This is a genomic window from Sorangium sp. So ce834 (genome assembly GCF_051521425.1).
In the GTDB taxonomy this organism is placed as follows: Bacteria; Myxococcota_A; Polyangia; order Polyangiales; family Polyangiaceae; genus Sorangium; species Sorangium cellulosum_D.
The window spans coordinates 6,420,301-6,445,040 of sequence record NZ_CP150351.1 but is presented as its reverse complement, the minus strand read 5'-3'; the positions used below and the strand labels follow the sequence as shown (position 1 = coordinate 6,445,040).

The following is a 24,740-nucleotide window of genomic DNA, read 5'->3' as shown; positions in this document are numbered from 1 at the left end:
GAAGAGCGTTGAGGGATCGCCTGAAGGAACACTGCGGGACGACGTCGGCGCGGTCCTGCTCAGAGTGCGGCTGTGACGAGCGAGGCTGTTGCGTGACTCTCCTGCGAGCCCGCGGATTGTTCGTCATCACGGCGCTCGCCGAGATCGTCGGCTGCTATTTGCCCTATCTCTGGCTCCGACAGGGGAAATCCGCGCTCCTGCTCCTGCCGGCGTCGGCGAGCCTCGTAGCGTTCGCCTGGCTGCTCACCCTTCATCCGACCGGCGCTGGCCGCACCTACGCGGCGTACGGCGGCATCTACGTGCTGGTTTCGCTGCTCTGGCTCTGGGTGATCGAGGGGCAGCGCCCGACGCGCTGGGACATCCTCGGCGGCGCCGTGACCATTGCGGGCATGGCCATCATCGTTCTCGGCGCGCGGAGTCGATAAGCCCGCCATCTGCCTTGTCGGCGCGGCGGTCATGGGCACTGGCGAGTCGTGCCTCGATGTGCCCATCCACGGTGCCCATACGCATCGCCTGATGCCGCCTCTACACGCCCGCCGCCATCGCCGGCGCGGCGCTCGGCGGACCCTGCCGCAAAGGCCTGGATCAATCCGTCGAGGGTGCCAAGGGCGCAAGAACACCAGCGAATTTCGAAATTTCTTGTCTCGCGGTGCTCTGCGCGCCCTGGCGCCGCCGCGTAAAAATTCTTCTCCAGACGTCCCGATCGCCTCGGCATTCCTCGGAGGGCTCGTATCCTCGCCGTCCAGCCACCGCGCCGGAGGACCAGCTAGCCTGGATTTCTGAAGCCGCTGGGGCACGCGACGACCTGGTCGCTGGCGGATCCATTTGGCCGCGTTAACGTTCTCATTTCGAACGAGGCTCAAGCAGTTCAATCTCACGGGCGGTAGAGCCCGTTTGAGCTTCGGTTGATGTCGGATATTGCGCTACCCAACATCACCTAAAAGATGCGGTTGTTGTGACTTCGGAATAGTCACGTCGGCTCGCAAAACGCCGCGAAACGCAGGTTCGGCTTGACGGGCTAGCCAACATGAAACAATAACTATCCTCGTCGCAGTGCCTGACCGAACACGGACCGAGCCCACTCGCTCCGTGGACCTCGAGAGCGAGATTCACCGGAGGGCAACCGCGGCAGTACCTCGGCAGCCTTCACCGCGCGGCGAGCGCACCCGATCAACGAAGGGCAGCGTCGAGCTGCAGACAGATTTGCTTTTTACCTGGTTAACATAATTAGGAGAATCACATGAGATTCGCATCCAGGCAACTCTTGCTTGCCGCCGCGACGGGCCTTCTCGCCGTGTCCTGCGTCGGCCTGGCGGAGGACTACGAGGACGAGGAAGGCGGCGCGCTCGACGAGGGCCTCACGATCGACCCGAGCGCGGCCTACACGCTGGTCGGCGTGCAGAGCAACAAGTGCGTGGAGATCCGCGGCGGGAGCACGGCGAGCTCGGCGGCCGCGCAGATCGCCTCGTGCCGCAGCGGCGACACGAGCCAGCAGTTTCGGGTGGAGTCTGCGGGGAGCAACTACTACCGGCTGCGCAACGTGAAGAGCGGACTCTGCCTCGGGGTCAACGGCTCGTCGACGTCGAACGGCGCCACCATCGTCCAGTCCAGCTGCGGCAACGCCACGAGCCAGCAATTTTCTATCTCGGACGTCTCCTCGACCGCCCAGCGGCTCACGAACCGCGCCAGCAACAAGGTGCTCGACGTCATGGGGCGGTCGACGTCGGACGGCGCGAGCCTCCAGCAGTGGGGCTGGGCCAACGGAGATAACCAGAAGTTCTCGCTCAAGTCGGTGGGGGGCTCCTCGAGCTCGACGACGACGTCGAGCTCCTCCAGCTCCGCGAGCTCGTCGAGCTCGTCGAGCTCGTCGACCACGGGGACCGGCGGCGCGGGCGGCGCTGGGGGCGCAGGCGGCGCAGGCGGCGCGGGCGGCTCCGGGGGTGCCGGGGGGACCGGCGGCGGCGGCACCGGCGGCTCGGGCGACCTCGGCGTCGCCCCGGCGTCCGGCTGCGGGCTCGGCTACAGCCAGCTCCCGAACGGCAAGGGCGGCGTCAACGTCGAGCCCGTCTGCATCCCGAAAGAGATGAACTTCAACATGGCCGCGTCGCTGGAAGCCTTCAAGACGACGGTCTATCCGCTGCTGCAGACCAACTGCTCGGGCTGCCACAGCTCGACGGGCAAGGCCCAGGCGCCCCTCCACTCCGACGTCGATCCGGCGCTGGCCCACGAGTACGCGCTCACGCGCGTGAACTTCAAGAAGCCGGCGGACTCCAAGCTCGTCGTCCGGATGGGCATCGACCGGCACAACTGCTTCGGCTCGAGCTGCAGGGACGCGAACACGCAGATGCTCGCCGCCGTCACGGCGTGGGCCAACGCCGTCGCGCCGAGCCTGCCGACGACCCCGCGCCCCGTCGCGGCCGGCGAGCAGGTCACCGAGGCCCAGGTCAAGTCGTGGATCGCGACGGACAAGGCCACCATCCCCGCGGCGGACGCGGAGTTCATCAAGTACGCCTCGCTGCACGAGATCCACAACAAGGGCGCCTCGGCGGAGGAGATGAACGTGGCCCGCGTCGGCCTGTCGAAGGCGCTGAACTCGACGGCGCGCTGGGCTCCCAGGATCGTGAACCCGGTCGACATCAACGGAAAGGGCATCGTCTACCGCTTCGATACCCGCAGCTACTGGGGCTACAACAAGGGCGTCACGAAGCTCCACTTCGGCGGGTCGGACGACGATGTCTTCTTCGGGAGGACCAGCGTCAACTACCTGGGCGAGCCGGTCGGCTCCGACGTCACCTTCCGGGAGAAGTACCGGTACACGTCGGACGTCCAGGTGGATCCGAGCTTCGCGCGGCTGGTCTGGGGGCGCGTCCTCGCCGGCAACGTGGAGGGCGCGACGGACGGCGGCGTGCTGCCGCCCTACGTCGACGGCTTCAAGACGGATTACATCGAGGCGAGCCAGCTCGTTTACACGCTGACCCGTCCGGACGTCTACAACGCGATCATGGCGATCCCCTGGTATGCGCACGACCTCGAGACCGAGCTCGGCGTCATCAAGGACCAGGGGATGAAGTCGTACGAATACATGCTCACCAAGCAGGCCATCACGGTCGACTCCCGCATGTACTTCAGGGCCAAGACGCGGCGCGGCGGGTACTACTGGAAGACCTGGGACGTCTTCACCGGGCAGCTCGACGGCGGCGTGAACACGATCGAGCAGGCGTGGGAGACGGGCCAGATCCGGTTCCCCTTCTGGGCGCACCCGATCCCGAAGTTCATCAGCGGGACCGGCATCGGCGGCTCGGCGAACAACTGGAGCTTCATCGCGACGCTGGCTCAGCCGCAGGGCACCGAGCCTCCGGGGTGCGATGGGCAGCCGAGCTACGCGGGCGGCGGCTACGTGAACTGCCGCTACTACACCGGGACCGACGGGCTGCAGCAGTCGGCGGAGGAGGTCATCTGGGATCTGCCGAACGGCCTGCAGGGGTACTCGCTGTGGGGCGGCTTCAACCAGCGCCGCGTGGACGCCTTCGTCAACATCGTGCGTGATCCGCGCATCCAGCGGAACGCGACGGACGCGCAGATCAACAGCAACGTGGGCTTCGCCACCCAGGATCGCCGCCTGAACACCGGCAGCTCCTGCATCGGCTGCCACGCGGACGGCATGAACCGCGGCAACAACGATCTGCGCGACTGGCTGGACGCCGGCGGCGAGCGCCTGCCGAAGGGCGAGCACGGGGTCGACGGGTGGATCAACGACACGGCGGTCGTGTCGCAGGTCAAGGAGCTGTACCCGCCCTCGAGCGTCATGCGGTCGCGCATGGAGGACGACCGCCGCGTCTTCCTCGCGGCGATGGCGAAGATCAAGAGCGAGATGGTCCTCGGCGCGGACAAGAACGTGTACGTGGAGCCGACGATCTGGACCATCGAGTGGGCGCAGAACTTCTACAAGTACGCGCCGACCCGCTCCAACTGACGTAGCGCCAGGCTCTGTCGGACGGCCGCCGCCCGGAGGCTCGTCCGGCAGGGCCCAGCCCGCCCCCGCTGCATCCCTGGCAGGACTTCGGGCGGGCGGAGCTAGCACCACTGTGTCACAGCCGGAGGGACTGGAGCCTGGGGACCTCGGCGTGTCGACGGTGGCAGCTGGGACACCGGGGCAGCCAGCGGGTCAGCACGCGGGCGATGGCAAGACGGCAGGTGGCGAAGGAGTCGCTAACATGGCGCTCAGGCCGCGAGTGGGAACGGCGTGGGGAAACGCGTTCGTTCGGCCGAGGGGGGAAAATGCCGCGCGCGTTCGGCGACAACGAACGCGTAGCAGCTGAGGGCGACGGTCACATGGTGGTGCCAGCCGGGAAAGCGCCGGCCTTCGAAGTGATCCAGGCCGAGCTCGCCCTTCAGCTCCTCGTAGACCTTCTCGGTACGGTAGCGCTCCTTGTAGAGGCGCACGATCTCCCTCCGGGACATCCGGGCCGGCAGTGTCGTGAGGGCAAACTTCGTCGGCTGACGTTCTCCGTCGAGCCATTCGATCAGCAGCCAGACCGGCTCGTGCTGCGCGACCGGAATGCCATCGCGGCTCGCTACGCGCACGCGCCGCAGCGCGAAGCGCGACGAGAGCGTGCGTCCGGTCCCTTCGCGCCAGGCAATCCGCCGAAAGCCCCGACGGCCGAGACGTCGCCCCAGCTCGCCCACGCTCATCGGGGTGCAGCGCTCGGAGTCGCTTCCGCTGAGCAGCAGGACTTTGGTGGGCGCTTCGATCCCCACGGCGTAGTCGAACCCCAGCAGGCGCACCGTCTCCCGGAACTCATGGGCGTTGCCGTAGAGGGCGTCGGCGAGCACGATGTCACCGGGGATCCCTTCGCGCACGGCGCGCTCGATCATGCCGAGCGCCAAGTCGACCTTGCTCTTGTACTGCACGGACGCAGGTATGCGGGCTTCGCGCCGTCGCGCCGGATCCTCGGCCCAGCTCCGAGGCAGGTACAGCTCGAAATCGATGGGCACGTGGTGGTAGCGCGTCGCCACGCTCAGGCTGAGGCCGATCTGGCAGTTGGTGATCTTGCCGGCGGAGCCGGTGTACTGCCGTTGAACCCCCACCGAGTGCTCGCCCTTCTTCAAAAAGCCCGTGTCGTCGATGAGCCACGCCGAGACCGGAGCGTGCTCAGCCATCGCCGCGATGGCGTAGCGGGCCGCGTACCGGCGCACGGCGTGATCGTCCCAGTGCGCGTTCGAGATGAAATGCTGCAGGCTCTGGTGCGCCGCCTGCACGCGCGCCGGGTCGGGGCAGGCTCGGGCAGCGAGCGGCTCAATGCTCTTGCGTTCCGCCTCGCCGAGCAGCCCCATCGCATAGATCGCGAACGACTCGCGCCGCAGCGGATGGGCAAGGATGTCCCCGATGTCCGAGAAGTAGGCGTCCAGCCGCCGCTGGGCGGCGGCGTTCATTGTGTACTCCACGACACATCAGGCTGTGTCGCCCCTGCAGGGCGGCAAGCTCCGGTCCGCAGAAAGGCTCCAGCCTTCCGGGAGATTCCTGCGGGGAGCGTCGGCTCACCCCGCCCGGTCGCGACACAGTGGTGCTAGAGCGTCAGCTCGGGCTCGACCCTGTGCCGGGTGGCCTGCTCGTAGTCATAAGCATACCCCAGCAGGCGGGGCTCGCTCCAGAGGGGGCCGACGAAGATCAAGCCGAAGGGGGCCCCGTTCTCGTACTGGCCAGCAGGCACGACCACCCCGGGCAAACCGGCGATGTTGATCGCCGACTCCGTGGTCGCCGCGTAGGTGTCCGTGCTGAAGAGCTCCGGGTTCACCTCGTAGGTCTGCGGAAACGCCAGGGCATCCAGATCGTGCTCGGCCATCACGGCGTCGAAGACGCTCAGGTACTGGCCCCGAAGGGCCCAGAAGCTCGATAGATCTGGCGGAGCCTCCGGGTGAAGCAGCGAATCCGCGAGGACGGGGAGCTTCTCGACGTACCAGAACAGCGGGCCGCCGTCCTCTTGAAACGGAGATACCCCCGCGATGAGCGAGAGCTCGTCGATCGAGCCGACCACGCCCCCGTCGAACGTCAATCCCTCGAGATATCGCTGAAAGTCATGGGCGAGCGACTCCGTTCCTCGCATGTCGTAGGGCTCGCCGGGCAAGGCCAGCTCGGCGAAGCCGCTGCCGGCGAACGGATCGTCGACGACCGTCGCGCCCTGGCGCTCGAGCTCCAGGGTGGCGCGCGCGTAGAGATCCTGCGTCTCCGGCGACAGGGCACTGAGGCGAAAGCCCGGGCCGTACAGCCCGATCCGCTTCCCGCAGAGGGCGGTCTTGCTAAGCTCGCTCGTGTACCCGTGCGGGGGCAGCCGGCCATCGGAGGCGCTCGTCTTGGGGTCCTCCGGGCTGTAGCCGGCGAGCACGTCCATCACCAGGGCGGCGTCGAGCACCGTCTTCGCGATCGGCCCTGCGACGTCCCTCGTGCTGGCGGCCAGCGGCACGATGCCCGCCGTGGGGACCAGGGCGAACGTCGGCTTGACGCCGACGAGGCTCTGCGCCGCCGCGGGGTTCTGGATCGAGCCCCCCGTCTCCTCCGCGAGGCCCAGCACCGCGAAGCTGGCGGCCACCGCCGTGGCGGTCCCGCTGCTGCTCGCGCCGGGCGAAAGGTCCCTGTCGACGGCGTTGTACGTGGGACCTGCCCAGCTGCTGTTGGCCCGGGTCCCGTCGTCGCTGAAGGCCGGGATGTTGGTCTTCCCGAGGATGATGGCGCCCGCTCGAATCAGCCGCTCGACGACGACGGCGTTCTCGATCGGGAACAGATCGACGCCGCCTGCCTCGGAGCTGATGGGCGCCCAGCCCGCCGTCGACGGCAGTCCGACGACGTCCATCGATTCCTTGATGACCACGGGGATCCCCGCCAGCGGGCCGAGCGGCTCGCCGTTCCGCCGCTTCCTGTCGATCGCGCGCGCCGCTTCGAGCGCGCCCGGGTTCAAGAAGGTGAAGGCGTTGTAGGACGGCTCGTACTGCTCGATCCTGTCGAGGTAGGCCTGGGTCAGCGCCTCTGCCGTGTAACGCCTGCTCCTGTACGCCTTCCGAATCTTCGAGATCGTGAGTTCGGTCACGTCGATGTGGTGGGCGCGGACGGGGCCCGCCGCCGCGTCGGCGGCGCCAGGGGCCCCCAGGACGACCCCAAGCAACATGGCGGCGATCCGCTCGCCGCCTGGACGTTTGTGCTTCTTCATGAAGAATCGCTCGCTCTCGCTTCGAGACGCAGGTTCGGCGTCAATTGATGATGGCCGGATCCTCGATCGTGAAACACTCGACCGACGACGCCGCGTATTTGATCGCGTTGTACCAGAACTGCGAGATCTGGAAGACCTGCGACGCCGATCGCTCGTAGCAGGGGCTGTTCGGGTCCATGTACATCTGGGGATTGAGGCACGCCGCCGTCCCGAGCCACTGGCCCGAATAGGTCACCCACTCGTCGCCATAGGCGACGACGTGACCCTTGCCGACCTCCTTGTGCACCGCGAAGTTGTTCGTGCCGTCGGTGCAGTCGACGGTCGCTGTCGTCGATTTGATCGAGCGCGCGATGTATGCGCCGACGCTCCGGATGTCCTTGCCGATCGGCGTGTCCTGGTTCCAGGTGCCCACGCTCCCGGGGAGGGAGCCGCCGAGCGGCACGGGGCCGCCCCAGCAGTTGCAGTTCGGGCAGCCGGTCCGCGCAGGATCGAGCACGCCGTCGGCGTTGAACTGGATGTCCGCGAATGAAAGCAGCTGGTTGGTCGCCGTGACGTCGTGGATCATGCACCCCTGTCCATTGCACTGATAGCCGCTCAGCGCGATGAGACCACCTCCGCCGTTGACCCAGTCCTCGAGCGCCTTCACCTCGTCAGGCGTGAACTGCCAGGGCTGCCCGTCGTCGTTCTGCGCGCCCTTCGTCACCATCCACTGGAGGAGGATCACGTCGTACTTGGCGAGGAACTCCGGCGTGAGCGTGGGCTTCTCCCTGTTGTAGTTGTCGACCTGGGCCGTGCTCTGCGTGTTGAGCCAGTTCTGAAGCGCCGTGGTGCTGTCGCTGCTGCACGGGCCCCAGACGCCTTCATGGCCGATCGACGCGATGTTGATGCAGGTGCAGTTGCCCTCGTCATCGCAGGTCGTCTGATGCCCGGCGTCAGCCGGCGGCCCGCCGCCCGGACCCGAGCTCGTCAGCCCGATGTCGCCGCCAAAGTCGTCGCCGCCGCTGCTGCTGCTGCTCCCGGCGCCGGCGCCGGTCGCGCTCTGCCCGCCTTCGCCATTTCTCGTGGTGTTGCCGTTGCCGTCGCCGCTCGCCGAACAAGCGATGACGGGCAACCAGAAGGCTGCGAGCGCGGCGCAGAAGCGAGTCACGAAACGAAGTCTTGTCATGATCCACAGACTATCATTCCCGCGACGGGTCGGAGGTCTGAAAGAGTAAGGAAGCCCTCGGCCCGCAGGCGTAACAGGGGCCTCGACCCCGCCGCGCCAGCCCCCCGGCGCGACAGCTCCGGCGTGAGCGCTGTCCCTTTCTCTACCGGTCGGAGTTGAATATCAGCAGCGACACGAACAGGGCTATCGGCCTGCGCGGCGCGTCAGACGAAGAGTTGCGCGCGGGTGGTGCGGGTGAAAGAAATCGACGCGAGAGGAACGGTCGGAGCGCGTGCTCGCCATCTCTACGCAGATGGGGCCGAGAGGGGCCGGGGAGAATTGAATTCAGCCCGTAGGCTGCCGAGAGGGGCCGGGAGAATCGAAATGAAACCCGACGCCGCCCCGCGGCGGGACGCTGGCCGCCCGCCTGGTCGAAACGCGCGCGAGGGCGCCCCGCGTTTAGCGCTAATAAGTTAATTATTTCAATTGCTTACGCCGCTTCCAGGGCCGACCGCGGCCCGCGTCGGGTTCCGGGGGCGCAGCCGCAGCCTACACTGCCGTCGCATGTCCCCCGCATCGCCCACGCCGCCCGCCGGGGCCGACGCGATCGCGCTGGTCGAGCGCGCCCGAGAGCTCGCGGCGCTCGTGCTCGCGCCGGCGGCGAACGCCACGGATCAGGCCGATAGCGTCCCCCGCGAGCACCTCCGCGCGCTCGCGGACGCCGGTCTCCTCGGGATCGCGACGCCCGCGCGCTACGGCGGCCTCGGGGCGCCCGCGCAGGTCGCGCGGGAGGTCCTGGAGATCCTCGCCGGCGCCTGCGGGGTGACCGCGTTCGTCCAGATGCAGCACACCACGGCCGCGTGCGCGCTCATCGCGCGCGGCGACAACGAGGCGCTCAAGGAGCGCGCCCTGCCTCGCCTGGCCTCCGGCGAGCGCCTCTGCACCGTGGGCTTCTCCCACGTCCGCCGCCCGGGCCCGCCGATGGTCCGGATCGAGCCCGACGGCGACAACGTTCGCCTCCACGGCACCGTGCCGTGGTTGACCGGCCACGGGATCGCCGACGACGCGGTCATCGCCGGTACGCTCCCCGACGGCCGCCTGATGTACGTGCTGACGCCGCTCTCGGCCGGCGACTCCATCGAGCCGTCGCCGCCGCTCCGCCTCAGCGCGATGAACGCCTCGGCCACGGTGTCGCTGACGCTGCGCGCGCTGCGCGTCGGCCCCGAGCAGGTGATCGCCACCGTGACACGCGAGCAGCAGGCCGCTCGCGACGTGGCGGGCCTGCTGACGCCGGCGGCGCTGTCCCTGGGCGCGGCCGGCGCCGCCGCCGCCCTGCTCGCGTCGCTGGCCGAGCGCCGCGGCGACGCGCAGCTGGCCGGCGCCGCGCGGGCGCTCGAGGACGAGCGGGAGGCCGCCCGCGCCGAGGTGGACGCATGGGCGGACCGGCCGGAGGCGGAGGGCTACGCCGAGCACGCGGTCCGCGCCCGCGCCTGGTGCGTCGAGCTGGGCGTCCGCGCCGCGCACGCGGCGGTCGCCGCGACCGGCGGCAGCGCGAACCGCCTCGACCACGCCGCGCAGCGCCTCTTCCGCGAGGCGATGCTCTACTCGCTCACGGCCCAGACGCGCGATCTGCAGGCGGAGACGGTGCAGCGGCTGCTCGGCCGGGGCCGCGGGGCGACGGACGGCGCGCGGCCGTGAGGGCGGGGCCCGCCCGGCGCGCTACGCCGGTTCCTGGGGAGCCGCGCGACCGTCGACGTGGTCCGCGCCCCCCGCTGCGTACGCGCCGACGAACTCCCGCAGCTTCCGGGTCTGGTAGCCGCGCGCGAGCGCCGTGAGCTGCTCGATCCAGGGCGTGAGCCGCGGATCGTGCAGCCTGAGCCGCTCCGCCTCGTCCAGGATCCTGTGGACGAGCCCCTTGCTCGCGAGCGCCGACAGCGTGGCCAGGTCTTCGGCCGAGGGCGGCGTGAGGCGCCCGCCGTCGCCGTCCGTGGTCCGCTCGGCCGGCGAGCCCTGCGCGGGCGCCTCGTCGCGGCGGAGCCACTCGATGCCCAGGAGGCGCGATATCTTGTCGAGGAGCGCGCTCGCCTGGACGGGCTTGGGGAGGAAGTCATCGCAGCCGGCAGCGGCGCACTTCTGCTGCTCGGCCTCGGAGACGCTCGCCGACGAGGCCAGGATGACGACGCCCCGGAGCTCGGGCATGCGCTTGAGGCGGCGCGTGGCCTCGCAGCCGTCCATGCCCCGCATGTACACGTCCATCAGGATGAGCGCCGGCGCGCGCTGGGCGGCCATGCGCAGCGCCGCTTCGCCGCCGTCGGCTTCGCACAGCTCGAAGCCGAGCGGGCCGAGGAGCCCGCGCACCACCGCGCGATTCTGGGGGTTGTCGTCGACGATGAGGATCGTGCGGCGCTCCCCCCGATAGCCGACGATCGCGTCCCACCTCAGGGCCTCGCCCGGGCTCGCCGCCTGGTCCGCCGGCCGCGCCTCGGCGAGCGGGAGCGTCACGGTGAACGCGCTGCCCGCGCCGACCTCGCTCTGCACCTCGATCGCCCCGCCGAGCTGCTCCACGAGCTTCTTCGTGATGGCCAGGCCGAGCCCGGTGCCCTCGCTCCTCGCGCCCTGCTCGCCCACCTGCTCGAAGGGCTCGAAGATGCGCGACAGGTGCTCCGCGGCGATCCCAGGACCGGTGTCCTCGACGCGGAAGCGCACCATCCGCCCCGCAGGGACGCTCTCCTCCAGCACCTCGACCCGGAAGAGCACGCCGCCGCGCTCGGTGAACTTGATGGCATTGCCGAGGAGGTTCAAGAGCACCTGCGTCAGCCGCTTCTCGTCGGCGCGGACGGCCTCGAGCGCTGGGCCGCGCAGCTCGTGGGTGAACGCGATCCCCTTGGCCTCGGCGCGCACCCGGCACAGGTCGACGACCATCTGCACCAGCGCAGGCAACCGGACCACCGTCACGACGGCGTCCATCTTGCCCGCCTCGATCTTGGCCAGCTGCAGCAGGTCGTTGATGAGCGAGAGCAGGTGCAGGCTCGATTTCTGGATGACGCTCAGCCCATCCCGCCACGCCGGCGGGAGCTCGGGCGTCCGCTCGAGGATCTGCGCGTAGCCGATGATCCCGTTGAGCGGCGTGCGCAGCTCGTGGCTCATGCTGGAGAGGAAGTCGCTCTTGGCCTGGCTGGCGCGCTCCGCCGCCTCCTTGGCGACGCGGAGCTCGGCGGTGCGCTCCTTGATCTTGGCCTCGAGGTCCCGGTAGAGGAGGGCGTTCTCCACGGCGATCGCGGCCTGCGCGGCGAGCATCGACAGGAGCTCGACCCGCCGCTCGGGGAACGCCGCGGGGACCTCGCGGTGCTCGAGGTAGAGCACGCCGAGGAGGCGCCCTCGATGCGAGAGCGGCAGCGAGAGGAGCGAGAGGACGGGGTGCGCGGCGAGGTACGGATCGGCCGCGAAGCGCGCGTCGGCGCGGGCGTCGTCGGCCACGACCGGCTCGCTCGTGCGCGCGACGTAGTTCACGACCGTCCTCGCGACATCCGCGCTCTGCGAGAGCGGCTCGGACAGGCCCGTCTCGATCCGGCCTCCGTGCACCGAGAGCCGCGCCACCACCGAGAGCTCCTCGCCTTCGCCCAGCAAGAGCGCGCCGCGCTGCGCCCCGGCGCTCTCCAGCACGAGCTCCATCAGCCGGCCGACGACCCGCTCGGGGTCGAGCTCGCTCGACAGCGCCCGCGCCGCGCGCACCGCGGTGTTCACGTCGAGCTGCGCGCCGCCGGCGACGCCGGTGGTGGTCAGCGTGGAGACGCCCGTCGTGAGGCGGCGCTCCGCGGCCGAGGGCTGGGCCGGCGCGCGCAGCAGGGCGGGCCACCGCGCCTCCAGGTGGGCGACCACGGCGTGCGCGCCCCAGCGGAGATAGGCGTCGCGGGCCTCGCGCAGGTACAGCGCGCCGATGCGGCGCCTGCCCGCCTCCAGGTGGAACTCGGCGGAGAGCTGGGCGGCGAGGGCCTCGATGTGCAGGAAGCGCTGCCCGCGCGCGAGCTCGATGGCCTCGTCGTACCTGGCCATGGCCTCGTCGGTCTTGCCGTGCACGCGGGCGTGCTCCGCCTCGAGGAGGCGCAGCTTGTGCAGGAAGTTGTCCGCGCTCCCCTCGGCGAAATACCGGAGGCGCGCGAGGCCTTGCTCGATGTGATCGCGGAGCCTGGCCCGCTCCTCCGCGTCCGTGACCTCCGGCCAGCACCTCGCGGCCGCGAGCGCGAGCCAGAGCGGCACGTCGGTCACCGGCGGAAAGCCGAAGATGGACATGCGGAACTGCTCGGCCTCCCGAGCCCGCGAGAGCGCCATCGGATACGCGCCGGCGGCGAGGAACAGGTGGGCCTCGAGGATGCGCGCGAGCTCGGCCGCCATCACGTCCCCGTCGGCCAGGAGGGAGCGGGACCCTCGTGCAAACGGCTCTTCCGAGCGGAGCCTCGCCGCGCCGTCCGCGGTCGACAGGAGGCCGCACCACGAGGCGGCCGCCTCGAAATAGTGGGTCCCGAGCGCGGTCCCCGCGCGCTGCATCAGCCCCCAGCGGGCCGCGCGGTGCGCCTCGATCTGGCCGAGCGGCTGGCCGCGCCACACCCGGTAATAGAACAGGTCGCCCTCGAGCCCCCAGCTCGCCCCCTGGAACGAGCCGACCTTCAGGCCGGTCGCGCAGGTCCGCTCGAAGATGGGCGCCATCTCGTCCGCGGGGCGGGCGTAGGCCGTGTACTGGCCCTCGAAGGACAGGCACTCTGCCAGGAAGGGGGACGCCACGCGCTCGGCCGCGCGCACGCCAGGCCCGACCCAGCTCGCGGCGCGACGATAGAGCCCGGTGGTGAGCGACCAGACGTTGGCGAAACAGACGATGATGAAGGGGGAGACCGGCGTGAGCACGCCCTGCCGCCGCACGCGGAGCACGGCGCGGACGATCACGAGCGCGGACAGGATCGGCTGGCCGCCGATCGCCGCGCAGACCATCAGGTGCATCGTCAGCGCGTCGACGAGCACGTGCGCCGGCGATGGATCGGAGGGCATCCGGTCGAACGCCTCCGCATCGCCCTCGAACCATCGATCCAGCTCGGCGGACTCCTCGAGGAGCGCGGCGCGGCGGGCGTCGTCGGTGTCCGGAAACACGACGTCCTGCTCCGCGAGCGCGGCGAGCCCCAGCTCCACCCCGCGCGCGAACTGGCCTGCTGCCTGGATGCAGCGGACGCGGAGCTCGTGCACCGAGAGCCTGGCGAGCGCCGGCAAGGGCATCGCGAGCAGCCGCACGGACCGCGCCTCGACGTCGTCGAACTCCCGCATCAGAAAGGCGGCCTCGAGGCGCTCCAGCGCGAGCTCTGCCGACAGCGCGGGGTGCTCGCGCCACGCGTCGTCGCCGAGCAAGGCCTGCCCCGCCTCGGCGAGGCTGGCGAGGAGCCGGTGCGAGCTCGCCGCCTTCGCGGCGCGCGCGGCCTCGAGGTTCAGGCGCGCGAGCGACTCGCGCTCGTCCGCGGCGTCCATCCGCGCCGAGCCCAGGTTCAGGTGCCGCACGAGCTCCAGGAGCTGCTGCGGTGTGCCGCCCTGCGCCCGGTGCCGCGCCCAGAGCCGCCGGCCGATCTCCAGGTGCGCCAGGACGCGCTGCTCCGGCGAGGCGCGCTCGTAGCTCGCCTGTTGCACGCGGTCGTGCAAGAAGCGGTATTCCGCGTCCAGCGCGCCCTCTCCGCTCTGCCCCAGCGCCTGCGCGGTCCGGTAGGCTCCGTCGACCGGCACGAGGAGCTCCTCCTGCAGCGCGGGCCACAGCGCCCCGGTCACCCGGGCGCGCTCCCACCCGCTGAGCCGCTCCAGATCGTGGAGGTGGAACGTGTGCCCCGCGCACGCCGCGAGCCCGAGGAGCTGCTGGGTCGCCTCGGGCATCTCGAGCACCTTGTCCGTCAGGAAGGCCACGACGTTGTCGGTGATCTGCGCCTGCGCCAGCTCCTTTCGATCCCAGCGCCACGCGCCGCTCTCTGGGTCACGGACCACCTTGCCCTGCTTGTGCAGCGAGAGCAGCAGCTGCTCCATGAAGAACGGGTTTCCTCGGGTCTTGTGCCATAGCACCCGCGCGAGCGGCTCGACCCGCGTCGCCTCGCCGTCGAGCGCCCGCGCCGCCCACGCCTGCACGTGCTCTTCCGACAGGGGGCGCACCGACATCCTCGACACCCGCGCTCCGCTCTCTTCCACCGACGAGACGAGCCTCCACAGCGGGTGCTCGGGGGGCGCCTCGTTGTCGCGGTAGGCCGCGATCACCAGGAGATCTCTGCGCTCCGCGTCGGTGAGCAGCGTCTTCAGGATCTCCAGCGTGGCGCTGTCGGCCCATTGCATGTCGTCGAGGAACATCACGAGCGGCGCGTTCGGCGCCGTGACCGCCCGCACGAAGTCGAGCCAGGTGATCCGCTGGCGGGCGAGCACCTGATCGCCCTGCACCGGCGGCACCGGCGCGAGCTTGCCCATGATCCGGTCGAGCTCCGGCACCACGTCGGCGATGAGCCGCGCGTTCTCCCCGACGTCGGCCTCGATTCGAGCCTGCCACGCGTTGAGCACCGGCTTCGGGCTCGCCAGCCACTGCTGCATGAGCGCCCCGAACGCCTGCGCCATGGCCGCGTACGGCGTCGACCGCGCGAGCTGGTCGTGCTTGCCGGAGATCAAGAGGCCGCGCCCTCGGGCCGCGATGTCCCCGTAGACGGTGCGCACCAGCGCCGTCTTGCCGATGCCGGACGGACCGCCGATGAGCACGAGCTCCGCCGCGCCCTCGGCGGCGCGGCCGAAGCACGCGCCGAGGAGCTCGCGCTCGCGCTCTCGTCCGACGAGGACGTCGGGCAGCCGCAGCTTGCGCGAGAAATCCCTGCTTCCGAGCGGGAATCGCTCCACCGTGCCGCGCTCGCGCCACAGGTGGAGCGCGCGCTCCAGGTCTTCCGCTGCGCCCCGGGCCGTCTGGTATCGCCGGTCGGGGTTCTTCGCCAGGAGCCTTCCCGCGATCGCCGCGAGGCCCGCGGGCACCTCCGGGGCGACCTCGTCGAGGGCGGGCGGCTCTCTGGCCAGGTGCGCGTGCACCAGCGAGAGGGGGTCGCGGTCGGTGAACGGCAGCCGGCCCGAGAGCGCCTCGAAGAGGGTCACGCCGAGCGAGTACAGGTCGGTGCGCGCGTCGATCGCCCGCGCCGTGCGGCCCGTCTGCTCCGGCGACATATACGCGAGCGTCCCCTCGAGCCCTTCGGGGATGCTCGCCGCCGTCGCCTCCAGCGGCAGCGACGAGGCGATTCCGAAGTCGAGCAGCTTGACCTGCGAGTACGTCGCATCGACCAGCACGTTTTGGGGTTTGACGTCCTTGTGCGTCACGCCCGCCGCGTGCACGGCCTCGAGGACCCGCGCGAGGAGCGCGCCGAGCCTCAGCCCCGCCTCCACCGGCAAGCGCCCTCGCTCGGCGAGGACGCGATCCAGCGACCGGAGGCCGGGGTCCTCGAGCGCCAGCCCGACCGTGCCGCCCTGCTCCAGGAGCTCCCGCGCCCGCGGTATCCCGGGCACCGCCCCGAGCTGCGTCAGGATCTGATGCTCGTGCAGGAGGCGCCCCGTCACGCGCGAGCTCGGCTCGGGCGCCGCAGGGAGCTTGAGCACCACCCTGTCGCCCGAGGGGCGATGGACCGCGCGGCACACGCGGGTCTCGGTCCCTTCGTGCAGCACCTCCCCCACGGCGTAGTCTCTGAGATCCATCCGGGTTCAGCTCCTCTTCGGGTCCGGCGGAGATGCCGGGGAACGACGATTCATCCGGACGTCAGAGCTCGCCCTCGCGCCGGCGACGGCCGCGCGTCCGCAGCGCGTGCTCCACGCCCGACTGCAGGGTGGCCTTCGTCACGACGTGATCGAGGTGCAGGTCGAGCCGCACGAGCGTCTGCGCCGCCTCGGCGCGGATGCCGGTGACGACCGTTCGCGTGCCGAGCAGCGACAGCGCCGTCGCCGCCTGCACGAGCATGCGCGCGACCGTCTCATCTACCGATCTGACGCCGGTGATGTCAATGATGAGGTGGTCCGCCCCGCGCTCGCTCGCGCCGTGCAGCGCGGTCTCGACCGCTTGCCTGGCGCGCTCGACGTCGACCGTGCCGACGAGGGGCATCACGAGGATGCCATCGATGATCGGGATGAGCGGGGCGGAGAGCTCGAGGAGCCGCTCCCGCTGGGCCGCGATGATCTGATCTTGCAGCGCGGCCCTCGCCGCTTCGGCGCGCTCGCTCTGGAGCAGCTGGTCGGAGAGCCGAGCGTTCGTGTCGCGCAGCGTTCGCACGGCGTCCGCCAGCGCCTCCTCGGCCCTGACGCGCTCCCGGATCTCCTCCGAGAGCCTCCGATTCTGCTCCTCGATGGCCCGCGCCGCGCGCCGGAGGGAGATCTGCGTGTGCACCCGCGCGAGGAGCTCGGTCTTCTCGAACGGCTTGGTCACGTAGTCCACGGCGCCCACGCGGAAGCCCTGGATCCTGAACTTCGCTTCGGCGAGCGCCGTCATGAAGATGACGGGGATGCTCCGCGTCGCCGGGTCGGCCTTGATCCGCTGGCACGTCTCGAACCCGCTGAGGCCGGGCATCAGCGCGTCGAGCAAGATGAGATCCGGCTGAGTCAGGGCGGCCAGCTCGATCGCCTCCTCGCCGTCGCACGCCACGGCGACCTCCAGCCCATCGGAGATGAGCGCGTCCGACAGCACGTTGAGGTTGTCCGCGCTGTCGTCCACGATGAGGACGAGCCCGGTGGGCCGAGATTCTTGCGCTTGCATAGGTGTCTGCCAGTCTCAGGGGGCCCGAAGGCGCCTCCTGGGCTTGGCCGGCGCGTCCCGCCGGGCGGCGAGCGAGCAGGCGCACGCGCGGTGAGCTGGCATCTCTGTCACGGAAGGCGTCCCTCTGGCATCGTAACGTTCGTACCATGGGATGGCCGGCGTTAACACGTCTTTTGTAGGCGGTAGAGGAGAGGGGGTAGGCTGAGTCACACCGGGCGTCCTATCATGCACGCACGCCCACGTCGGTCACGCGTCGGTGCGCTGCTGCCGGCTGACCTCGGCGTGGTCCGTGCCGAGGCGGTTCGGACGCCCAGCGCGGCCTCATTGCCGTCGCGCGTGTGGCCGCCGCAAAGATCGGCTGATCGATGGCGTGGGTCCAGGTGGGTGCGAGAGCGCTCGACCCCATGAGCCGATCGAGGAGCGGGTGGGCCTCGACGAATCAGGGGATCGCCGCATCGGCGCGTCCCGTGGCCGACCGCGAACGATAGCATGGGTACGAGAGGGATAGAGAATTGGTCGAGTGCCATGCTCGTGGGGCCCGCTCGGTCTGGTTCTCTTCGAACGCTTCTGGGTCTTTCGCTGTGGCGGAAATGGGGTGAGGTGAAACCGGACTGGGGTTGAGTGCCGGCGTCCGTTCATGGTGCGATGCGGCGTGCTTTGTAGATGTCGGTGCCGCCGGAGCGCTCCGAGGCGTCCCGGCTTGCGCGCTCGGACATCCAGATGCCCGCTCGTTCCGCGCTGCCGCGAAAGAACCACATCCTGAGCCCGTCGTTCGAGATGGCCGGCGTGTCGTCGTTGTCCTCGGTGTCGAGGTTCTCCGCGAGATCGAGGGTCGGCGTCTCCCAGGGCGAGTCCTGGTCCGCCCGGCGCGAGATCCAGATATCCTGGCTCGTGCCGCGCTCGGACATGAAGTGGATCTCGAGCAGATCGCCCGTCAGCGTCGGGTCTTCGTCCCTGGCGGTGTCGTCGTTGAGCGTGGCGACCTTCTGCGGCGCCGTGAACCGCGGCCGCTCCGGCGCGAACACGCCGATGACGACCTGCTGATCCGCACAGGCAACCCCGCCGAGCGCGAGCGCCAGCCCCCAGGACGCGCCGAGCCAGGTGGAGCGCCGCGCCGAGGAGGTGCATTCGGGCAGACCGTCGGAGGGGGTGGGCCGAGCGGATTTTTGTTCGGACATGCAAGTCTGGATGCTTCGGGCACAAGGAGCATAGGACGCCTGCCCACGATGTGCGCCGAAGATCTTGCTGGAGCCGACCCGACCCAGGTTGGGGTGAGCCGACCCAGGTTGGGGTGAGCCGACCCAGGTTGGGGTGAGCCGACCCCGACCCAGGTTGGGGCGCCCCGCCGCGGCATGCCGGCGACGCTCGCCGGCCTGCCTGAGCAGCCGCCCCAGGTTGAGGCCGGGGGGCACCCGGCGCAGCTTGAGGCCGGGGGCACCCGGCGCAGCTTGAGGCCGGGGGCACCCGGCGACCCAGGTTGGGGGCGCGAGCTGACGGCGCTGCGACCAGGAGCCATCCGCGACGTTCGTGCGGCTTCTGGAGCGCTCGTCGGTATCGGCAGAAGCGCGCGCCGGATCCTCGGGCCGTACTGTTCTCCGGGGTGAATGCGCGCGCGCGTCGCGGCATCTAGCACCTCGTCGCCTGAGCTCCGCCCCGCGTCCAGGAGCGGGGTAGCGCTCGGGATATCTGTTGCCAATCAGCGAAAGATGGAGCGCATGGGATACGAAGGCACCGGGGTGTGGCACGGGCTCAGCGGGGCCGCGATGCTGGGAATGATGCTGGCGATCGGCTGCACGATCGAAGTGGGCGGCGGCCAGGGCGGCGGAGGAGAGCCGGCAACGGGCGGCGGCGGCCAGGGCGGCGGCGGAGGAGAGCCGGCAACGGGCGGCGGCGGCCAGGGCGGCATCGGCGGCGGCGGAGGAGAGCCGGCGACCGGCGGCGGCGGCGGCGGAGGAGAGCCGGCGACCGGCGGCGGCGGCGGAGGAGAGCCGGCGACCGGTGGCGGCGGCGGAGGAGGAGAGCCGGCGACCGGCGGCGGCGGCGGCGGCACAGCTGTTTGCATGCCGGGGTCACAGCAGAGCTGCTACTCGGGGGGCCCGGGGACGCAAGGGGTAGGGCTCTGCACCGCCGGCGTCCAAACCTGCCTGCCAGACGGCTCTGGCTATGGCTCGTGCACCGGCGAGGTCACGCCATCAGCCGAAGACTGTGCCACGAACGCCGACGAGGACTGCGATGGCATCGGGCAATGCTCGCCTGCGCCGCTGTGGTCCGCCGGTCTGGGCGGCGCTGGCAGCGACGCCGCGTACGCCGTCGCAACCGACGCCGCCGGCAATCTCTATCTGACGGGCTGGTTCGAGGGGACGGTCGATTTCGGCGCGGGGCCGCTCGTGAGCGCAGGAGCCAACGACGTGTTCTTGCTCAAGCTCGACCCGGCAGGCCATGCGATATGGAGCAGGCGGTTCGGCAGCAGCGATTACGGGGAATCAGGAACCAAAATCGCGCTCGACGCGAGCGGCAACATCCTCCTCGGCGGGAGCTATGGCGGCGCCTTCTCCGACGGTCCGCCGCCCGTCGACTTCGGCGGCGGACCGCTCCCCTGGTACTATGATTTCTCCTCGAGCGCCGTCTTCTTGGTCAAGCTCGATCCGGACGGGAACCACCTCTGGAGCCGCGGGTACACCGTCCCGACCGGCGCGTTCTCGATCAACCTACGAGACATCGCAGTCGATGCCGCGGGCAACTCCGCTGCACTGCTTGCCTACCCGAGCTCCGTGGATGACGGCATGAGCTTCTTGACGCTCAACGCGGCGGGCGAGTACATGTGGGGGTTCACCCATCGGACGTTCAACGGCTCTCCAGGCGGCGTCGCCATGGACAGCGCCGGCAACGTCCTGGTGGCCGTGGCGCACTCGTCGGGCGCGGGGACATGTCCCTGCGACTCCGCCTTCCGCGTCGAGAAGCGGGCCCCTGCGGGCACCGTGCTCTGGCGAAAGGTCGTGTCCGGACCGGACGCCTGGGACGACGGTGGCGAGGCAAAGGATATCGCCGTCGATCCCGAGGACAATCTCCTGATCGTGGGCCGCAGCCTGGGAAATCTGGATCTGGGCGGTGGACCAATCCCCGCCGGGACGCACTTCGTGGTGAAGATGAGCCCGCTCGGCGACTACATCTGGCACCGAGAGGCACCGAGCGACGCCGTGTTCGCGGACTCCGCCGGGAACGTCATCGTCCTGGGAGGAGGGTCGATCGTCAAGCTCGATGCTTCCGGCGCGGAGCTCTGGCGCCGCACGTTCACGGGCACGCCGGCCACGATTCGAGGCCTGACGACCTATCACGACGACCGACTCGTGCTCGTCGGCGACTTCACGGGTACAGTCGACTTCGGCGCCGGCCCGCTCACCGCCGCAGGCAGAGACGGCTTTGTGACGGTCCTAGCTCCCTGACGTACGCGATCGCGCTTGCGTCAGGGGTGACGGATCCTGGTGTCCGCGAGCTCCCACGACGCCTGAGCCGGCGCTCGCCGCGCCATCCCACCCCGCGCCGTCCTGCCAACCTGGGTCGGGTCGGGCAACCTGGGTCGGGTCGGGCAACCTGGGTCGGGTCGGGCAACCTGGGTCGGGTCGGGCAACCTGGGTCGGGTCGGGCAACCTGGGTCGGGTCGCGCCCGCAGCACGGGAGCGCGCTGAACCCCTCCGCTGCACACTTTCAGCCTGACCAAGCTGGCGATCCGCGACCCCCGCGCATCCCGAGAAAGCGTGGACTCCGAGCGCGCGCCGAGGAGCCCTCCAGGCAGACCAGACGCCGCTCGGCCGGGGGAGGGAGGGCAGGGTGCGCGAAAGGGCGCGCTTCTTGACGAAGTGGGTTAGAGTGCGCCCCATGCCTGATTTCGCCAAGCTCGCCGCCGCGTGCACGATGGCCCGCGGCCTCGCCATGGACGCCGTCCACGCCTGCTCCTCCGGTCATCTCGGCCTGCCGCTCGGGGCCGCCGAGATCGGGGCCGCTCTCTATGGCGACCTCCTCCGTCACGACCCGAGCGAACCGCACTGGCTGAACCGCGACCGCTTCATCCTGTCCGCCGGCCACGGCAGCATGTTCCTGTACGCCTGGCTGCACCTCTCGGGCTACCCGGTGTCCATCGACGACATCCGCCGCTTCCGGCAGTGGGAGTCGAAGACGCCCGGCCACCCGGAGTACCACTACACCGAGGGCGTCGAGGCGACGACGGGCCCGCTCGGTCAGGGCGTGGGCAACGCGGTGGGGCACGCGGTGGCCGCCAAGATGATGGCCGCCCGCTACAACACCCAGGAGCACACGATCTTCGATCACACCGTCTGGTGCCTCGCGGGCGACGGCTGCCTCCAGGAGGGCGTGGCCGCCGAGGCGGCCGCCTTCGCGGGGCACTTCAAGCTCGACAACCTGATCCTCATCTACGACGCCAACGACGTCACCCTCGACGCGATGGCCGTCAAGACCCAGAGCGAGGACACGGCCAAGCGCTTCGAGGCCTACGGCTTCGAGGTGCTCCACATCGAGCACGGCAACGATCTGCAGGGCGTCCACCGGGTGCTCAGCCAGGCGCGGGCGTCGAAGAGCGGCAAGCCGAAGTTCGTCGTGGCCCACACCCTGATCGGCAAGGGGATCCCCGAGGTCGCCGGCACGCAGAAGGCGCACGGCGAGGGCGGCGCCAAGTTCGTGGACCAGGCGCGCAAGAACCTGGGGCTGCCGCCGGAGCACTTCTACGTGAGCGAGGAGGTCAAGCAGTTCTTCGCGAAGCGCAAGGAAGAGCTCGGCAAGGTGCGCGCGGCGTGGGAGTCGATCTTCCAGGCCTGGCGCGCGAAGAACCCGGAGCTCGCGCAGAAGCTCGACGAGGGCACCTCGGGGAAGGTGCCCGCCGATCTCGACGCGCGCGTCCCCGCCTTCGCCGCCGGCACCAAGGTCGCCACGCGCAAGGCCGGCGAGACCGTGCTGCAGGCCGTCGCCGAGGCGGTGCCCGCGCTCATCGGGTCGAGCGCGGATCTCTACGGCTCGACGTTCAACTACATCGCGTCGAGCACCGACTTCGATCCGGAGCACCCCGGCGGCCGGAACATCCGCGCGGGCATCCGCGAGCACGGCATGGGGGCGATCCTGAACGGCATCGCCTACCACGGCGGCCTGCGCCCGAGCGGCGCCACGTTCCTCGTGTTCGCGGACTACCTGCGGCCGAGCATCCGCCTGGCCGCGCTGTCGCACCTGCCGGTCATCTACATCTTCACGCACGACTCGGTGGGCGTGGGCGAGGACGGGCCGACGCACCAGCCCGTCGAGACCGTCGCCGGGCTGCGCGCCATCGTCGATCTCGACGTCATCCGGCCGGCGGACGCCGAGGAGACGGCCGGCGCCTGGATCGCCGCGCTGGAGCGCACTGACGGGCCGACGGTCCTCGCGCTCACGCGGCAGGCCGTCCCGATGCTGCCGGGCGACGCCGCCCTGAAGCGCGAGGGCGTCCGGCGCGGCGCCTACGTCCTCGTCAAGGAGACGGCGGCGCTCGAGACGATCATCATCGCGACGGGCAGCGAGGTGCAGCACGCGGTCGAGGCCGCCAAGCGGATCGGCCCCGGCGTCCGCGTCGTCTCCATGCCGTGCGTCGAGCGGTTCGCGCGCCAGGACCGCGGCTACCGCGAGGCCGTGCTGCCCGCGGCGTGCACCCGGCGCGTGTCCATCGAGGCCGGCGTCACCTTCGGCTGGCACCAGTGGGTGGGCTCCAAGGGGCTCGCCCTCGGCATCGACCGCTACGGCACGAGCGCCCCCGGCGACATCGTGATGGACCGGCTGGGCATGAACCCGCAGGCCGTCGTGCAGGCGGTGCAGGACCTCGTGCCCTGAGGCTCGGAAGAGCCGCCCGTCAAGACGCCGAGGACGTCGGGGAGCAGAGCGCCCCCGGCGTCCTTGGCGCCCTTTCCTCCGCTGTTCCGGCGGGCGCCGGCCGGCTATAGTCCGCCGCGGTGCGCTGCCGGCTCTGCGCTTCACCGCTCGCCTATATCCATGGCCACGCCGCGTGCGTGAACGGCCGCTGCCCGATGTTCGGCGCCAACCAGGCCGAGTGCTGCAGCGGCGAGACCGCGGAGAGCTGCCCTGCCGCGGCCGACGGCGGCGCTGTGCCCCGGTCGACCGCCGGGAGGCCGGGAGGGCGCGCGCCGTGACGCGGGCCGCTCGATCGACGAGAGCGCTGGCGACGAGAGCGCTGGACGCCGCGCGCCGCGGAGCTACATGCCGCCCGTGCCGTCGGGCGACCTGATCTCGCAGCTCCTGGCCCTCTTCGCGGTGCTCGGGGTCGGTGTGCTGCTGCGCGCGCTCGGCCGCGGCGGCCAGGCGGACGCGGCCGCGCTGAACCGGCTCGTCATCGACGTGACCACGCCGGCGCTGATCGTCTCCGTGCTGCGCCGCTCCGGCATCGGCCACGGCGCGTGGGGCGCCGTCGCCGCCTCGGCGATCGCGCTCTTCGCGTGCGCCCTGGCGGGCATCGCGGTCGCGCGCGCCCTCGGGCTCCCGCGCGCCGCGCAGGGCGCCGCGGGCCTCGTCGGCAGCTTCTCCAACACCGGGTTCCTCGGCGTGCCCGTCGTGCTCGCCCTCTACGGGCGGGCGGGCGACGCGGCGGGGACGGCGATCCTCGTCGACAGCATCGTCACGACGCTGATGCTCTGGACCTTCGGCGTCGCGCTCGCCGCGCGCATGGGCGCGGGCGGCGACGTGGACGCGCGGAGCTCGCTCCGGGTGATCCTGCACCCCAACGTGCTGTCGATCGCCGCCGGGCTCGCGCTCTACGCGCTGCCGATCCCCTTGCCGACGTGGGTGGAGCGCGCGCTCGACGCGCTCGGGAGCGCGACCCCGACGCTCGTGTTCCTCGCGCTCGGCCTGAGCCTCGACCTGCGCTCGCTGCGCGGCCGCGTGCGGCCGCTCGTCGCCGTCGCCGCGGTGAAGCTGCTCGTCGCCCCCGCGGTCGCGCTCGGCGCCGCGGTCGCGCTCGGCCTCCGGCGGCCGGTGTCCGAGGTGGCGGTGCTGCAGTCGGCCATGCCGACCTCCATGGTGTCCGTGATCGTCGCGGCGCGGTACGGCTGCGACGGCGAGTTCGCCGCGGCCACCGCGGTCGTGACGACGCTCGGGGCGCTGGCGACCCTGCCGGCCGTGGTCGAGGCGCTGCGCCGGCTCCTCGCGTGACGCGCGCGACGCCGGAGGGGCGCGGGCGAGGCCGCTTCACCTGGCGATCATCGCCCGGGGCGCGTCGCCCGCGAGGCGCCGCCCCGCCAGCGCGGAGCCATCAAGCCCGCCACGAGCGCGACGAGCGCGTTCACCGTGCGGGCCTCGATGAAGGCGCCGTCCGGGATCGAGACGCCGAGCTCGTCCTCGAGGGAGACGAGCAGCACCAGCGCCGCGGGCAGGCTGATGCCCATCGTCATGAACAGATCGGCATGGGCCGGCAAGGCCTCGGGGTGCTCCGCCCTCACCAGCCGCGCGACGATCGCGCGCACGCGGGCCTCGGCGCGCCGCGCCGCGGTCTCGGGATTGTGCATGATCCTGCCCCCCAGCAGGACAAGCGCAGCAAGCCACGCTCGCCGGAAACAGCGCGGAGTATGGT

At 70.8% G+C, this 24,740-nt stretch carries 13 protein-coding genes; 6 read left to right on the top strand and 7 right to left on the bottom strand.

Annotated elements, in window-relative coordinates:
- The first annotated feature begins 92 nt into the window (after positions 1–92).
- The gene (locus tag WMF20_RS23315; protein WP_437617159.1) at positions 93–425 is read left to right on the top strand and encodes a YnfA family protein; all 333 of its coding nucleotides are present in this window, start codon (positions 93–95) and stop codon (positions 423–425) included.
- Between the two features lie 815 nt (positions 426–1,240).
- Entirely contained in the window at positions 1,241–3,973 is a 2,733-nt protein-coding gene (locus tag WMF20_RS23310) for an RICIN domain-containing protein (protein WP_437616813.1), read from the top strand.
- Between the two features lie 248 nt (positions 3,974–4,221).
- Here the strand turns inward: WMF20_RS23310 and WMF20_RS23305 are convergent, their stop codons facing one another.
- The 3 genes from WMF20_RS23305 to WMF20_RS23295 form a co-directional block, all read right to left on the bottom strand.
- Positions 4,222–5,433, bottom strand: coding sequence for an IS701 family transposase (locus WMF20_RS23305; protein WP_437604873.1), 1,212 nt, complete (start codon positions 5,431–5,433; stop codon positions 4,222–4,224).
- A gap of 134 nt (positions 5,434–5,567) precedes the next feature.
- Positions 5,568–7,202 (bottom strand): amidase, encoded by a 1,635-nt coding sequence (locus WMF20_RS23300; protein WP_437616812.1) that lies wholly within the window; start codon positions 7,200–7,202, stop codon positions 5,568–5,570.
- Positions 7,203–7,242: 40 nt separating this feature from the next.
- Entirely contained in the window at positions 7,243–8,367 is a 1,125-nt protein-coding gene (locus WMF20_RS23295) for a hypothetical protein (RefSeq protein ID WP_437616811.1), read from the bottom strand.
- A gap of 543 nt (positions 8,368–8,910) precedes the next feature.
- On the opposite strand from WMF20_RS23295, the gene WMF20_RS23290 reads away from it, so the two are divergent.
- Positions 8,911–10,044 carry an acyl-CoA dehydrogenase family protein gene (locus tag WMF20_RS23290; protein WP_437616810.1) on the top strand — a complete coding sequence of 378 codons (1,134 nt, stop codon included), beginning with the start codon at positions 8,911–8,913 and terminating at the stop codon, positions 10,042–10,044.
- A gap of 21 nt (positions 10,045–10,065) precedes the next feature.
- Here the strand turns inward: WMF20_RS23290 and WMF20_RS23285 are convergent, their stop codons facing one another.
- The 3 genes from WMF20_RS23285 to WMF20_RS23275 form a co-directional block, all read right to left on the bottom strand.
- Entirely contained in the window at positions 10,066–16,077 is a 6,012-nt protein-coding gene (locus WMF20_RS23285; protein WP_437616809.1) for an AAA family ATPase, read from the bottom strand.
- Between the two features lie 61 nt (positions 16,078–16,138).
- Entirely contained in the window at positions 16,139–17,125 is a 987-nt protein-coding gene (locus WMF20_RS23280; RefSeq protein WP_437616808.1) for a response regulator, read from the bottom strand.
- 635 nt (positions 17,126–17,760) lie between these two features.
- Entirely contained in the window at positions 17,761–18,303 is a 543-nt protein-coding gene (locus tag WMF20_RS23275; protein ID WP_437616807.1) for a hypothetical protein, read from the bottom strand.
- 537 nt (positions 18,304–18,840) lie between these two features.
- Between WMF20_RS23275 and WMF20_RS23270 the strand changes: the two genes are divergently transcribed.
- The 3 genes from WMF20_RS23270 (at position 18,841) to WMF20_RS23260 (ending at position 24,322) form a co-directional block, all read left to right on the top strand.
- Positions 18,841–20,568 carry a hypothetical protein gene (locus WMF20_RS23270; protein WP_437616806.1) on the top strand — a complete coding sequence of 576 codons (1,728 nt, stop codon included), beginning with the start codon at positions 18,841–18,843 and terminating at the stop codon, positions 20,566–20,568.
- Between the two features lie 433 nt (positions 20,569–21,001).
- The gene (tkt, locus tag WMF20_RS23265; RefSeq protein WP_437616805.1) at positions 21,002–22,990 is read left to right on the top strand and encodes a transketolase; all 1,989 of its coding nucleotides are present in this window, start codon (positions 21,002–21,004) and stop codon (positions 22,988–22,990) included.
- 384 nt (positions 22,991–23,374) lie between these two features.
- Positions 23,375–24,322, top strand: a complete 948-nt coding sequence (locus tag WMF20_RS23260; RefSeq protein WP_437616804.1) for an AEC family transporter — start codon at positions 23,375–23,377, stop codon at positions 24,320–24,322.
- Positions 24,323–24,369: 47 nt separating this feature from the next.
- Here the strand turns inward: WMF20_RS23260 and WMF20_RS23255 are convergent, their stop codons facing one another.
- Positions 24,370–24,675 (bottom strand): acyl carrier protein, encoded by a 306-nt coding sequence (locus WMF20_RS23255; protein ID WP_437616803.1) that lies wholly within the window; start codon positions 24,673–24,675, stop codon positions 24,370–24,372.
- Between the last annotated feature and the right edge of the window lie 65 nt (positions 24,676–24,740).